The organism is Vibrio sp. 1F263, assembly GCF_041439035.1.
GTDB lineage: Bacteria > Pseudomonadota > Gammaproteobacteria > Enterobacterales > Vibrionaceae > Vibrio > Vibrio tasmaniensis_A.
In genome coordinates this window covers 49,042-63,874 of the sequence record NZ_JBGONI010000006.1, presented here as the reverse complement: position 1 = coordinate 63,874, position 14,833 = coordinate 49,042, and the positions used below count along the sequence as shown (strand labels likewise).

The following is a 14,833-nucleotide window of genomic DNA, read 5'->3' as shown; positions in this document are numbered from 1 at the left end:
CTCAAAGCTAAAATAATAGCGCGCTATATTAACGTATTTCAGCAGTATTACGTAACTAAATCGCCCCTTTCTCTCGTGTTTTAGCAATGAGCCCCACTACAACACATCCAGTATCAAGTTATGGCAAGTTTAATTCAGCCACCCTGCTACCGTTTGTTCCGGTGTATACGAGTTAGGTTCGGTTAACCACACGGCTACAGCATCTGGCGTTGCGACTAATGGATCAAAATCGACATTGAATTGCCATTCAGACTCACCACGTCGATAGCCGTCATAAACCACGACAAAATCGTGCTCAAGTTTCTTACCTCTGTTCTCGCCCGCTTTAACGCTGGTGACTTCGTTCATCGCCAACAAGGTAATATGAGCGACATAATCACCTTTGCCTTCGTAATGCACGCTGAACGTATCGCCTTTATGGTTCACTGTTAATTTAGGATTAATTTGTTGTTGGAGCGATGGCAAGGTTCTGTCTAGCCAATTAAAGTAACCACGCCACTCTTTTCCATCGACGATAAAGCCCGGGGTATAAACACCACTTGTTACCCCATAAGCTTTGTACAAGCGTTGCTTCTGACTGAATGCCTTGCTCGCGAACTTATCTCCCCACCCTAGGTAGTCCCAGTAATCGACGTGATAGGCGAGAGGAATGACTTGTGTCCAAAGATTAGGGTCGTCTTCAAAAGTACTAAGGTAGGCATCAGCAGGCGGACAACTTGAACAACCTTCAGAGGTGAACAGTTCGATAACCTGCGCAGGTTGACCTTCATTACTCCAGGTTTGTGCAATCGACACAGAAGAGTAAAAGCCGATCGGTAAGGCAAGTAAACAGAGTTTAATCAATGGTGAGTTGCAGCTGGCGTGTGACATACCGTGATCCTTGTACGAAGCGAATTTACTGGCGCTCAAATACAGACCGTTATGCCTAAGTCTTTCTTTCAGGTGATGAGTTTTCAGGTGCTTAGTTTATTTTAAATGCTTAGTTTCTTTGAGATACACAGCTTATTGCAGATACAAAAACGCCAGCTTCAGAAGCTGGCGTTTTCTTAAAATTCTATATTTTTACATGTTAACGCGGAGATTAACGGTTGATACCGATATCGCGTTGCATGTGACCAGATAGGTCGCTTGAGTAGTAACTACGTGGAGAGTTGTCTACAAAAAGAATATCGAAAATGTGTGCAATCAATCCTTTGAAGTTAACCGAGTAGGTCTTCTTATCCATAGAGTTAGGAACAGCGATAGTATTCATTTGCATTGCTTGAGCCATGATTGCCTCTCTATAAATTTGTTTAAGTGGTTCGTTCTGATGACAAGAATAATAGGTGATTTTTTACACGTTAAAAAATGACTAAATTTGGGCATTCAGATTAGTTTTTCTAATAAAACAAACCATTAACAACGCATGAAAATACATATTCACAAATGGTGACTATAAATTCACAATGGCGTTAAAATCATGCATTTAGTACAAATACCCTTCAAATCATAGTGGCCAATGTCACAGAAATTTTACATAAATAATTTTTCCACTTCATCGACCACATACCGATTATAAACTTTTCGATAAGTTATATTTGTTTCTAATTCACTTGTTCAATGTCTGGCTTCTTAGCATAAATCGACGCTATAACCGCAACCGTCATGGTAGAAATCAGCACCGCCAACGACCAATACGTCGGTATAGCCCATTCGCTATCAACCAGTAGCATTTTTACACCAATAAAGACCATGATGAATGCCAGCGCAGGCTTCAAGTAAATGAACTTATCCATCATGCCTTGCAGTACAAAGTACAAAGAACGGAGACCAAGTAACGCAAATACGTTTGCAGCAAGTACTAAGAAAGGTTCTTGTGTTACCGCAAAGATCGCAGGAATAGAATCCAATGCAAACATCACATCCATAACTGCAATCGCACCGATCACCAACATCATTGGAGTGAATGCCCATTTAGCACCCTGTTTAACCATTAATGCAGGGCCATGGAAATCTTCGGTTACCGGCATCACTTTACGAAGTAGCTTTTCAGGCAGTGTATTCACGCTTTCCTCTTCGCCCTTGTCTAACGCCAGTTTAATACCAGTACCAATCAAGAACGCAGCGAACACGTAAAGTACCCAGTGGTATTCCGCCAATAGCTGTGCGCCTAGTGCGATCATAATTGCACGAAGTACCAATGCACCAATTACGCCCCAAAGAAGCGCACGTGGTCTTAGATGCTCAGGAACTTGGTATTGAGCAAAGATCATCGCGAAAACAAATAGGTTGTCTACACTGAGTGATTTTTCTAGCAAGTAACCCGTAATGAATGACACGGTTGCTTTTTGCGCTGTGTAGTCACTATTTGGTGCATAAATGTCCCAGAATAAGTAAATAGAACCAGCAAACAAAAATGCAAGTACAAACCAAAAAACGCTCCAGATTGCCGCTTTTTTAATTGTGACGTTCCCACCACGAGTCTGATAGATATCAATTGAGACGAGAATCACTGTTAGCAGGAAAAAACCCGCATAAGTCGTCATGATTGGCGATGAAAAAAAGGATTCACTATTTGTAGATAATAGAGATTGAGTTGAGTTCATTATTCCTCCGGGCGGAAGAACTTTACAAAGACCTTCCGCAAACAAAACATATCAAGTTCCACGACGGATCTTGACTGTGATTGCGTTGGTCTCGTTGAAGTGAAATATGGGATTTCACCTTTACATACCGGATAGGCTCTTAGCCTAACGAGATGACGACATGTAAACTTGCGCTAACTACTCCCCAAACGCGTGGATAATATTCCCCTATTTGTGTTTCGTCTATTAAAATTTGCACTAGAAATACAAAAAAGGAGCAAATGCTCCTTTCTTATTGATGCCACCCTGTCAAATAGACACTCGAATTGATTCTAAGAATAAATCCGCTAACCAAATTCACGATGGCACTGCGTAGTTACACTGCAAAACGATCAAGTAATAATTCTGCGCAAATTACAATCTCGCGTAAATTACAATCCTGCAGTCGGTATCAAATACACTAACGCAGACCAAATCGATACCCAACCAACCACCGCTACTGCATCTAACCAATCTTTCTTATCCATGCTTATCTCCACAAGAAGTGTGACCTGCAGGAATAAAGCATAAACAGTGCCAAATTTATAAACAGCTATAACTAATAATGTTAAGTGCTATCATTGATGCTGATTATCTAAAACACTCCATGCAATTCAGCGGTTCATTGTGTTTAAGAGACTCTGGGTATTCTTGTAGAAACTCGATAAAACAGTCTGCCATAGAATCGGTCGTCACCACGCCATCACCTATCATATCTAAGACGGCGTTATAGCCCTCTTTTCCTTTCATGGTGTAGGCTGACGACGCGCCTCGGTAAATTCGGTCGCGAGACACAGGCTGCCAACCGGATGTTTCAGAGTGTATTTCTAGATGATGAATCCTATGTCCTAAGGGTGCTTCTTTGTGATAACAAAATCTCAAGTTATGAGTATAAGGAAAGCTGCCAGAACCCGTACCGACCACACCATTATCGAGCGCGTTGTTAATTGCCCCTTCGAGCATGCCTGCGATCGTTTCACCTTTTACGTTATACACACCAATAGGTACGGCAAACGGTAGTAGTTTTCCGGCAATATCGGCAACGGATACATCACCACTATTGAGTGAATTTCGCACTCCACCAGAATTGTGGATAGCAAACTCAACTTGATGCCCTTTCTTATTCATCAAGTAGTGAAATGATTGAGCAACCAACGGAGCAAGCTGACTTGGACCTTTCTCATCTGGGATCCGAATATGGCGCAGTGTTGTGTCTGCATGAGCAATGACTTGTTGTTGAAGCTTTCGAACTCTCGGCTGGTATTTATCCGTCAGAATGCTCTGCAGCTCGGGATCTTTCTTACACACTGCAATATTAGGGTGATTATTCAAAAACTCACACGCCATGTCATGAGCGTCGTCTTGCCCTACTTCACTTAGCTTTGCATCTATAAACAGTCGACGGCCTAACAGCAGTTCGTTCTTACCGTTGAAGTGAGTCACTTTACCTTCAGCATCGAACTCGATTTCGCAGTGTCCTAGGCTCATGGCGTGGAAACCCGCTTGCACAACATAGGTGTCATCGACTTTCACACCGTAGTCATCGTCTTTAACTAAGCCAATATCAGAGAAATCACCTTGTAAGCGATGACTATGACCACCAACAATGACACCAATACCTGTTACGTTGGCTGCTAACTCTAAATCAGCTTCGTAACCAAGATGACTAAGTAACACAATCTTGTTGATACCAGCTTTATGAATCTGCTCAATGGTCGCTTTTGCGGTTTCTAAAGCATTTTCAAATGGTGTATCGATATCTGGATTGGCAATGCCTGCCATCTTGTCGATGCTTAAGCCGAATATTGCAACCTTCTCGCTATCAAACTCTTTCGTTATAAAAGAAGCACTTCGCGTTTCAGTCAGATAAGGCTTAACAATTTCGTTGTCCGCTAAGGTATGAGTTTTATTGATATCCTCATTCGATAGGTTCCAGTTACCGGCCAACAGTGGGAATTTGATTCTTTTAGAGAAAATCGCAACGGGCTCATTACCCATGTCTAGCTCGTGATTGCCGAGCGTCATGGCATCTATATTAAGGGCGTTCAACAAATCGGCGTTGGCTTTTCCCTTGAATAAAGAAAAGTACAAAGTGCCCTGGAAGCAGTCACCAGCATGCAGGAACAGGGTTCCAACCTTCTGACGCTGGGCATCTTGTTCTATTTGTTTGAAGCGTGTTGAAATTCGAGCAAAGCCACCAGTACTGACATAAGGTTCAATGATGTGGTTGTTCATTTTAAGTGATAGCTGTAACGAGGTTGGTTCAAAGTATGAGTGGGTGTCGTTGATGTGTGCCAACACTATTTTTGTCGGCTTATTCTTTTTAGTCATATTTTCTTCTCTCTTTGTCCCTTCATACTAGGTCGAGAATCATGACAGAATCGTGAATTTTATGAAACTGCACTGCAAAAAAATACTCGAGATAGATCGAAAATCTCATTTTGCACCGTATAAATAAACAACGGGTTTTGTGACAGGTGAGCATACCAGATTTGTGTTTTTCGATTATGATTAAAGATATCTGTTAGCTTTCAAACAATTAGCAGAGCCTTCCGTTAGGAGTAAGCCTATGCAACTAGAAAGAATCGAGATTTCTGGCTTTCGAGGTATTAAGCGCATGTCTCTTGCGTTTGATGAGCTAACCACGCTTATTGGTGAAAATACTTGGGGTAAGTCTTCATTATTGGATGCCCTTTCCGTCGTTCTCCCTTCAGACGGAGTTCCATATCACTTCGAAATGACCGATTTCCATGTCGATTACTCAGTTTCACATCCACAGTCTCAACACCTTCAAATTGTTCTCGCATTAAAAGCCAACGATAAAAGTGAGCTAAATGCAGGACGTTATCGCAAACTCAAACCGGTTTGGGTTCAAGACGAGTTTGGTGTTTTTCGTATCTATTATCGAATCAGTGCCACGTTAGAACAATATGAAACGACCACACACTATGCATTTTTGGGGTTGGACGGAAACCCTCTCAAGCTTCATCACTCAGAAAAGCTCGCTCAAGAATTAATGACGTTACACCCTGTAATTCGTTTGAGAGACGCAAGGCACTTCGATCGCCCTTTCAACGGCAATTCACTTAACCACAATGCTCATCTACCGGGTAATGTTCACACTAACACCGTTCATGCTAGTAACGGGCACGCTAATAATGTGAGTGGAAATGGTAACGGCCAGAGTCAAACAACCAATGGTAATGGCAGCAATGGAAACGGAAATGGGCGTCAGGCAAGGATAGAAAAACGCATCGACAACACCTGCCGTCGCCTTATGGCGATACCCGGACATGTTAATAAAGGTGAAATGCGCAGTAGTCTTGAGTCGATGCAAAGCTTAATAGAACACTACTTCTCATTTAAGAGTGTCTCACGTAAAAATCCGAGAAAACCGCGTGATGGGTTACTTTACTCAGCTGGTGCGAACGACAAGAGCATTCATCAATTGGTCGAAGAGACCAAAAACAAACAAACTCGCTTATTATTCATGGGGTTACTTAATGCCTATTTGCAAGCAAAAGGGCCAAATGACTTAAGAAGATGTGCTCGCCCTCTTTTGATCCTTGAAGATCCAGAAGGTCGATTGCACCCAACGCACTTGGCAAGGGCTTGGAGCTTGATGCAAAAGCTGCCCATGCAAAAAATCCTGACCACCAACAGTGGCGATCTACTTGCTGCTGTGCCGCTTCAATCGATTCGTCGTTTGGTACGTCAGTCAGATAAAACCATAGCCAACCAGCTCAATGTGAACCACTTCAGCAAAGATGAACTTCGTCGAATTGGTTTTCATATTCGTTTTCACCGGTCCGGCGCTCTGTATGCTCGCTGTTGGTTGTTGGTAGAAGGTGAAACCGAAGTCTGGTTGTTTAACGAGTTAGCCAACCAATGTGGGTATAACCTTGCTGCGGAAGGCGTTCAAATTATTGAGTTCGCTCAATCAGGACTCAAGGCACTGATCAAAGTCGCGCAAGAATTTGGCATCGATTGGCACGTGGTGACTGACGGAGACGCTGCTGGTAAGAAGTATGCTGCGACTGTGTTATCTAAACTTGGTAATGATCAAGAACGACATCGCCTCACAGAACTGCCTGACAGAGACATCGAGCACTACTTGTATATGAATGGGTTTGAGAACTTTTTCAGAGACATGGTTAAGATTCCTTATGACCACCCTATTCCAGCGAAAAAAGTTGTGGCTAAAGTTCTCAAGAAACACGCAAAACCAGACCTGGCTTTAGCGATCGTGTCTCATTGTGAGAATCAAGGACAAGACTGTATTCCATTGTTGTTGAGATGGACTTTAAAACGCGTGATCACCATGGCAAACGGAAATACCTAGCTTCTTGCTTATCTGATAAATGCTATTAGTTCTTCTGTCGATAATTTCTTGAATTGATTAAGAAACCAAAACCAGAACCAAAAAAGGCACACCAAGTGGTGTGCCTGTATAAATCGATATACAAATTAATTGGGGGTTATCTTGCAAGAGTTCACAGTGACTAAACTAAGGTTAGGTTAACGAATTAAGGCTAGGTTAACGAATTAAGCCTTGGCTTGCTTAGCGTGTTGTTCAACCGCTTCCGAAGATTGAGTCGATTTTTCGTGAAGCCAAAGCCCCGTTGCTTTCATCAAGTATCCGAATACACCACCAAGCAGTAAAGATGGCACGACAAGTTGCCAATCGCCGCCTGCTGCAAACGTCGCGCAGCAACCAATGAAGGTTCCTGGGATATAACCTAGCCACGCTTGTTTGGCTTGGATACACATAAAGAAAGCGACAATAGCGGTAATCATATAGCCTAAAATCTCTAACCCTGCGAAGGTAGAGCTTTCGATAATCACCATTGCCCAGAATACACCTGTCATGTTGGTCAGTAAGCTGCCTGCTAGTCCTTTAACACCGCCCGTTGGCGAAGCAAAATAACTGGTGCAACCTAAGAAACCGGCCCATGACAGCAAGCCGAAAGAGATAGCTATCCATCCCCATAGACCTGACAAAATACCTGTTGTTAATGAAATCGCGACTAATGTACTCATACTATTTCTAAAGCCTAATTACGAAATTCATCGCACCGGATTTAGCCTCACTTAAAATCAAGTAAGCATATTATGGGAAGAACGCCTTCTTTTAGCCGATCATGATCACATTAATAATGTACGCGAATGTGCATTTATCACCAGATAGAGACCGGAATCGCTTATTCAACACATTAGGTTATCAGTATATTATCAAATTACCGTTATAGAACTGACGGTTTACCTTTCATCATGCGCTTACCTTCTCGCTTAATACATTCAGCCAGTGGGTTTTCTGCCATATCCGCACGCCAAATAAACGAAAGCGTACGTTCCATTTCAAGCTCAGGAACATTCAAAGTAACGAGCTGGCCAGATTCAACAAACTGCTCGACATCGAGATAAGGTAAACACGTCAAATATGGGCCGTTTGCAACCAAACTTCTTAAAACAGGAACGTGTTCATATTCTCGCCAAACATCAAGATCACCAATTAAATGATGAATAGAGCTATCAAAAACTTTGCGAGTACCTGAGCCATGTTCACGCAATACCCACTTCGCTTGTTCTAGTTGCGCCAAACTGACACGTTCACGCTTTGCAAATGGGTGATGAGCCGATGCAACCACCGTTAAATGGTCGGTACACCACACTTCTTGATGAACTCGGTTATCGTCACAGCGACCTTCGATAACGCCAAGGTCATATTGGTAATCTAATACGCCATCTATAACCGCATCGGTACTTTGTACACCAAGCGAGATTCGCATCTCAGGAAAGTCGTTATCAATAATACTGATGAGGTCTGGAACCAGGTGTTCTGCCGGGGTTTGGCTCGCACCGAGTTTGAGCTCTCCACTCAATAAATGCTGCTCGTAAAAACCCATTTCAATTTGCTGTGCATCTTGCAGTAAACGCTTCGCTTTTGGCCTAAGCCACATGCCCCAATGAGTGAGCGCCATTTGCTTGCCCTGCCTTTCAAACAAAGGCCTGCCGAGCATTTTTTCCAACTGTGCAAGAGACATACTTGTCGCCGACTGAGTCAATGCAAGCCTATCAGCTGCCTGACTTACGCTTCCCGAATCTGCTACCGCGTCAAAGACGGCGAGTTGCTTTAATGAATAACGCAAAATCTATCCTTAATTCTTTTAATAACTTATGTCCTGCTGCTCGTTTTTTGTTAAGCCGATGAGCAATCAATTTCATTCTACGCCTAACCGAATCTATATCAATATTTTTGATGTGGTTTCTAAAAATTATCAATTTTACCTCTACCCCCCAACACCCTAATCTGGAATGGCAGGACACAACGAGCCCTGCAAAACATTACTGATTAACCATTACGGATTAACCAAGTCATTAACACTAGGAATTACACATGACGGATTGTTCAAGGGGGGGATATGGCAACCAGCACTTCTGAAAATCAGCAACTGTTCTCGCCAACAGAAATGATGGCGGAAGCCGAGAAATTTGCATTAAGCAAAGCAAATAAAACCAGCAGCATGACATTGAGCTTGGCAATCATGGCTGGCGCATTCATCGGGCTTGCTTTTTTATTCTACATCACGGTGACCACAGGTAGCGCTGATGCAGGATGGGGATTAAGTCGCTTAGCCGGTGGTCTTGCATTCAGCATGGGGTTAATCCTGATTGTTATTTGTGGTGGCGAGCTGTTTACCAGTTCGGTGTTATCAAGCATTTCATGGGCTAATAAGCAGATAACCTTCACCAAAATGCTGTCTATCTGGGGCAAGGTATATGTAGGCAACTTTATCGGCGCCATGTTCCTACTGGCTTTGGTAAGCGCAGCAGGCTTATATCAACTGGATGGCGGGCAATGGGGCTTAAACGCTCTAAACATTGCTCAACACAAGCTACACCACAGCCCTGTTCAAGCTTTCGCTTTGGGTGTGCTTTGTAACTTACTAGTGTGTTTAGCAATTTGGTTAACGTTCAGCTCAGCTAACGCCATGACTAAAGCAATGATGACCGTATTACCCGTTGCAATGTTCGTTAGCTCAGGCTTTGAACACTGTGTGGCGAATATGTTCATGGTTCCATTAGGCATCACAATTCAAGCATTCGCACCAGAGAGTTTTTGGATGCAAATTGGCGCAACATCAGCCCAGTATGCAGACCTGAACATCATGAAATTTGTCACTGCAAACTTAATACCAGTGACATTCGGCAACATTGTAGGTGGTGCGGTATTGGTCGGCTTAGCCAATTGGAGTATCTACCGTCGCCCGCAGCTTAAAGCGGCAAAAATTACAGCAATAACTCAAACAACAGAAATTACGTCAGTTAAGGAAACCACTATGAACACTACAACTACTATCAAGCAAATCATGAACACTCAACCAATTACACTGAGCGTAGAAATGCCTACTTCAGTGGCGATTGATTCACTTTTAGATGCTCAACTTGTTAGCGCTCCTGTTTGCGATGTTGAAGGCCGCCTAGTAGGTATCCTCTCTGTTCACGACGTAATGGTTGACCTTTGGTGCCAAGACTACATTCCGACTAAAGGTCAGAAAGTGGTAGACCTAATGAGCCGTGACGTAGTGGCTATTGATGCAAACGACAAACTGGTCGATGTTGCTGAGTTCCTATGTATCGATAAAGAACAACTGTACCCGACAACAAGCATGGGCTATGCCACTCGCCTGACCTCTCTTTCTTTAGAAGAGCGTGCAAAAGCGATGAAAGTAAGCCAACCACATATGCTTCCAGTGCTAGAAAATGGCGTAATGGTCGGTGTGATGACTCGTACTGAAGTTATGCAAGCACTACGTCCAATCTATGGCGACCGCCTAAACGTGGTTCCAAAGGCTGAACTAGAAACGGCTTAACTAGCGACTGTTTACAAAGCAAGCGTTTCATTAGAAACAAAGCAACGAATCGTAGGCTGAACTATTAGGGATTAGTCGTTCAGCTAGATAACTCAGTCATTGCAACGTTGACTGGCAGAGGTAAATGGTGGCTTAAGACGCAGTAAAAGGTTTGACACAAAACAGACCTAAACGCGTGGCCATTTACCTCAATAAAAAAGGCGCAAAGTGAAAACTTTGCGCCTTTCTCTATATTCTAGCTGCTTTGCTACTTTCCATATTACTAAATAACCGGCTAACGCTGCCCTATCTCGTATCGACTAGGATTTTGATCTTTCTAAATATGTTGATAGCTAGATTACTTCTTTACACCTTCAACATGCAGATCCATGTCTACATAGCTTGAAGCGCCCATTACTGGGATATTGAAGTCAGCAAGCTCTAGACGAGTTGTACCAACGAAACCAGCACGCTCACCACCCCATGGGTCTTGACCAGCACCGATGAATTCAGCTTCGATAACGATAGGCTTAGTTACACCGTGAAGTTTAAGGTCACCCATAACTTCAAGTTTGCCGTCGCCTTTATCAACCACTTTTGTGCTGTTGAATGTCGCATCAGAAAACTTACCAGCATTGATGAAATCACCGCTACGGATGTGCTTATCACGCTCTGCGTGGTTTGAGTCAAGGCTAGTTGTATCAACCGTTACGTTGATTTTAGACGCTTCAACGTTGCTCTCATCAAATGAGAAGTCACCTGAGAATGTGTTAAAACGACCTTGGATAAAGCTGTAACCTAGGTGGCTAACTTTGAAGTTAACTGAAGCATGCGCACCTTTTGTATCAATCACGTAATCAGCGGCGTTCGCAGCGAAAGGCATTGCCATAGCAAATGCTAATCCTGTAGCGATAATTGACTTTTTCATTTTGAAGCTCCTATCATTTTTCGTAGCGTATCGTCTTTGTCGATAACGTGGTGTTTTATCGCCGCTAAGGCGTGCACTGATGCCATAATAATCAGTACCCATGCAGCATAGTAGTGAACCGTTCCTGCGAGATCAGATTGGTTTGCAAATAGTTCACCCATACTTGGTACAGTGAACCAATTGAATACCTCGATCCCACGGCCATCTGATGTCGAAATCAAATAACCTGAAATAAATAGAACCGCTAAGTTAATGTACATAAATCCATGAGCGATCTTCGCCGCTACAACTTCATAGCTTTTACCTTCCACATTAGGTGACGCGGTAACTAGCTTCCAAAGCAAGCGGATAATGGTAACGGCAGCCAAAAGAATGCCTACCGAACGGTGGTAGTCTGGTGCTGTTTTGTACCACTCACTGTAGTAAGAAAGATCAACCATCCATAGGCCTACACCAAATAGGCCAAATATTGCGAGTGCTGAGATCCAATGCATTGCTCTTGCTAAAGGATTGTAATTTTTGACGTTGTTGTTCATGCATCTCTTCCGAATGTTAACGTGTCGTGTAGTTTTGAAAAGCGTACCCTACACCAAGTTTGCGTAACATATTATTTACCAAGTTTTACATTAGTTACATCATTTCAAATTAAACGAGTTATTCAAAAATTTTGAACAAGTTGCTTTATGGACAAATTTCTTTGTCGAACAATCGCTTGCTGAGTTATATCTCAACGATTTGTTCAATTTCATAGAGCTCATCTGAGATGTCTAACATCTTACGCTCCATCACTTTTTGAGCGTCTTCTATCCCTTTGTTGTAATACACGGCCCCAAACTTTTTACTGATGAAGTCGACTAAGAACTCAGTGTCGAACTGACCAAGCTCTACATCGAGCTCATCTTGTAGATACTTTTGAAGTGTATGAGTGAGTTCGGATTTTTGCTTTGAATCTAATTGAATGGTCATGGGTGTTTCCAAATAAAGAGTAAGTAGAACAATTGTGATTAGCCGACTAAGCTATAATTTCGTTAGCTCACTGCATCTCTGCCAATCAGCTGAAAATTTCTAACTAGCTATAATTCCTCATAATTTAGTTTACAGACCTGTAGAGTGCCAGTGCTATCCATAAAATCGCTCAGTAATGGTTAATTTTGATAGAGGGATCAAGAACTCGCACTTTGGCGATAGGTAATGACACATTAATTACCGTACTATTGCCCATCAATAAGATAGTAACTGTGTATAAGAGGCTTCATTGTTATTAGATCTGGTGATTAAAAGCGTCAATCAGTTTCAAGACGATTGCTTGAAACTCTGTGAACGTCATTACCCTACCGTACACAATCAAGGGATCAGTGAACATCACATAGGCAAAGCGTTTGCGAGACGAATGGAACACACTTTCGTTAGCTTCAATCATGCAAGCAACGTAAGCCCACTAGAAATGCTCTCTTCTGGTGAAACGCCACGACATTTCCGAATCTCTTCTGAAATTGGTACCGTTTGGATGATTAGCCACCATATGGTGAGCGCAGGAAAGACTTGTCGTAAAAAGTTGATGCTGGACATTCATAACTGGCAGCAAGAGTACGGATTTGCCATTCAGCCCAATGACCTATTGATCATTGTTTCCGACCATTGGATAAGTCGAAGTAAAAACAGTGGTGAACTCTTGCATTGGTGGATGGGGGAACTCCCAGACCAGATTAGCGATTACAGCCTACAAGGTATCACGCTAAGAGAGAGTGATACTCAATTCGCAGATGATTTAAATAGTAACTTCAAAATCAGTCCGTGTTTTATCCGATTCGCTCACCCGCTAAAACGCTCTGGAAATCAACAACTAGTTCGTAAATACCTGCAACTTTATGCGGTAATACAATGGCAGTAAAATACAAGCCAATTTTCAATTTGATATATAACGTAAATAATTATACCTACACTTTTATTTTATAAAATAACACCTATATTCTACACATTTATTATCCGGGTTCTCCAGTTTACTAATTAATAACTTAACAACCTCAATATTAATTTTGAGAGACAGACATCATTTTTGTGTAACCACGAAGATCTATTTATTTTATTATTTTGATACTCCCCAGAATGTAAGCCTTTAACCACATTTATTTCAGGTGTATAAGTGTTAAGGCTTTATATTGATAGGGTTGATATGATATAGGTTACTCAGACATCAAATTCACTGAACCTATAAAAAAAGCTAATCAATATATATCCTTGATGCATAATGACCTTTATCATCCTGATTTTTCGCTGACTTTAATTATTTAGATGTTACCGTGACAAATTAATTTTTATTAATTGACAATTTATCAACACCTGTCAATATTATGACAACTGTGATGTATATTCTCGTCACTGAATAAACACCTTTTATTAGCGATTATGATTTTATCAGACAGAAGTGAATTTATTAGTTGTATATCTGTGAATGCCGATATGCAGTTTATTGCGAAATACCAAGACTTAACACTTACAAGTGTCTACCAACCTATATTTGATTCTTCTTTGACTCAGATAGGCGTAGAGGCTTTGGTTCGTATTTCCAATTGTAAAGGTGATGTCGTTCGCCCAGATCACTTCTTCCATTCAGACGAAACCTCATACACAGACAAAATCAACGTAGAGAGGCTGAGCCGAGCCATTCACATCCGTAACTTCGCACAATCGACGGTCCGTCACTTAAACCTTTTTTTGAACGTACTTCCAAACGTTGGTGAGTTGTTTGCCTCTGAAAAAGTAAAAGACACTCTGTTAGCTAAACGTCTTCACGAGCTTAACTTATCGTGCGAACAAATCGTCATGGAGTTGGTCGAACTTAATGTAGAAAGTGAAGAACGCTTAAAAAACGCGGCGCACTCACTTGCAGATAATGGTTTTCAAATCGCGGTTGATGACTTTGGAGCACAGGCGTCAACAGAGCAACGTGTTCGTCATATCACTCCTCATATCATCAAAATCGATCGCTCTGTGATGTTGGATTTTGAAAACGGTGATACTCAAAAAATGGAGTTAGTAGTTAAGCTTGCCAACCAAATCGGTGCAAAGACGGTCATCGAAGGGATAGAAACCCAACAGCAACTGACTGCGATGCAAAGTTTAGGCTTCGATATGTACCAAGGCTATCACTTAGCCATGCCAAAGCCGATTGAGTTGGATATCCGCCTAGCAATCTAGAATCTAGCCCCTATTCTCTATTCTCTATTCTCTATTCTCTATTCTCTATTCTCTATTATACCGGAAGCCGCTTTACCATTGGCTAACGACTTTTATAATACCTATCTTTTAAAACGATCCTTGTTAAGGCACGCATTGCTATCGCAACGTCCTCTTAGTTCGGACCTATCTTCGTCTTGTTTTATCAAATCATATCCGTAAAAAAGCCCAATCAAAATTGACTGGGCTGGCTTAAAAGAATCTGTTTTATA

General features: G+C 42.0%; 13 protein-coding genes. 4 read left to right on the top strand and 9 right to left on the bottom strand.

Going from position 1 to position 14,833, the window contains the following annotated elements; translation table 11 throughout:
• Window positions 1-129: 129 nt before the first annotated feature.
• The 4 genes from ACED25_RS05860 to ACED25_RS05845 all read right to left on the bottom strand — a co-directional run bounded on the left by ACED25_RS05860 (window position 130) and on the right by ACED25_RS05845 (window position 4,934).
• Window positions 130-870 carry a DUF1223 domain-containing protein gene (locus ACED25_RS05860; RefSeq protein ID WP_029222772.1) on the bottom strand — a complete coding sequence of 247 codons (741 nt, stop codon included), beginning with the start codon at window positions 868-870 and terminating at the stop codon, window positions 130-132.
• 211 nt (window positions 871-1,081) lie between these two features.
• Window positions 1,082-1,270, bottom strand: a complete 189-nt coding sequence (locus ACED25_RS05855; protein WP_009845310.1) for a hypothetical protein — start codon at window positions 1,268-1,270, stop codon at window positions 1,082-1,084.
• A gap of 313 nt (window positions 1,271-1,583) precedes the next feature.
• The gene (locus ACED25_RS05850; RefSeq protein ID WP_029222773.1) at window positions 1,584-2,585 is read right to left on the bottom strand and encodes a TerC/Alx family metal homeostasis membrane protein; all 1,002 of its coding nucleotides are present in this window, start codon (window positions 2,583-2,585) and stop codon (window positions 1,584-1,586) included.
• Between the two features lie 609 nt (window positions 2,586-3,194).
• Window positions 3,195-4,934 (bottom strand): bifunctional UDP-sugar hydrolase/5'-nucleotidase, encoded by a 1,740-nt coding sequence (locus tag ACED25_RS05845; protein WP_371694859.1) that lies wholly within the window; start codon window positions 4,932-4,934, stop codon window positions 3,195-3,197.
• 238 nt (window positions 4,935-5,172) lie between these two features.
• Between ACED25_RS05845 and ACED25_RS05840 the strand changes: the two genes are divergently transcribed.
• Window positions 5,173-6,945: an ATP-dependent endonuclease gene (locus ACED25_RS05840; protein WP_009845306.1), complete on the top strand. Its 1,773-nt coding sequence runs from the start codon at window positions 5,173-5,175 to the stop codon at window positions 6,943-6,945.
• Window positions 6,946-7,148: 203 nt separating this feature from the next.
• On the opposite strand, the gene ACED25_RS05835 is transcribed toward ACED25_RS05840, so the two are convergent.
• Together ACED25_RS05835 and ACED25_RS05830 are read right to left on the bottom strand one after the other, a co-directional pair.
• Complete coding sequence (locus ACED25_RS05835; RefSeq protein ID WP_102250468.1) at window positions 7,149-7,643, bottom strand: DUF1097 domain-containing protein; 495 nt, start codon at window positions 7,641-7,643, stop codon at window positions 7,149-7,151.
• Between the two features lie 203 nt (window positions 7,644-7,846).
• Window positions 7,847-8,752 carry a LysR substrate-binding domain-containing protein gene (locus tag ACED25_RS05830; RefSeq protein ID WP_009845304.1) on the bottom strand — a complete coding sequence of 302 codons (906 nt, stop codon included), beginning with the start codon at window positions 8,750-8,752 and terminating at the stop codon, window positions 7,847-7,849.
• Between the two features lie 273 nt (window positions 8,753-9,025).
• Between ACED25_RS05830 and focA the strand changes: the two genes are divergently transcribed.
• Complete coding sequence (focA, locus tag ACED25_RS05825) at window positions 9,026-10,477, top strand: formate transporter FocA (RefSeq protein WP_009845303.1); 1,452 nt, start codon at window positions 9,026-9,028, stop codon at window positions 10,475-10,477.
• Between the two features lie 337 nt (window positions 10,478-10,814).
• On the opposite strand, the gene ACED25_RS05820 is transcribed toward focA, so the two are convergent.
• The 3 genes from ACED25_RS05820 to ACED25_RS05810 all read right to left on the bottom strand — a co-directional run bounded on the left by ACED25_RS05820 (window position 10,815) and on the right by ACED25_RS05810 (window position 12,350).
• Window positions 10,815-11,384: a YceI family protein gene (locus ACED25_RS05820; protein ID WP_029222775.1), complete on the bottom strand. Its 570-nt coding sequence runs from the start codon at window positions 11,382-11,384 to the stop codon at window positions 10,815-10,817.
• Window positions 11,381-11,920, bottom strand: coding sequence for a cytochrome b (locus ACED25_RS05815; RefSeq protein ID WP_102250471.1), 540 nt, complete (start codon window positions 11,918-11,920; stop codon window positions 11,381-11,383). Before ACED25_RS05815 ends, ACED25_RS05820 begins: the two co-directional genes overlap by 4 nt.
• Window positions 11,921-12,104: 184 nt before the next feature.
• Entirely contained in the window at window positions 12,105-12,350 is a 246-nt protein-coding gene (locus ACED25_RS05810) for a DUF2164 domain-containing protein (RefSeq protein WP_017059821.1), read from the bottom strand.
• Between the two features lie 289 nt (window positions 12,351-12,639).
• Here ACED25_RS05810 and ACED25_RS05805 point away from each other — a divergent pair, with 289 nt between their 5' ends.
• Window positions 12,640-13,275 carry a hypothetical protein gene (locus ACED25_RS05805; protein ID WP_009845296.1) on the top strand — a complete coding sequence of 212 codons (636 nt, stop codon included), beginning with the start codon at window positions 12,640-12,642 and terminating at the stop codon, window positions 13,273-13,275.
• 569 nt (window positions 13,276-13,844) lie between these two features.
• Window positions 13,845-14,582: an EAL domain-containing protein gene (locus ACED25_RS05800; protein ID WP_050395113.1), complete on the top strand. Its 738-nt coding sequence runs from the start codon at window positions 13,845-13,847 to the stop codon at window positions 14,580-14,582.
• The last annotated feature ends 251 nt before the right edge of the window (window positions 14,583-14,833 follow it).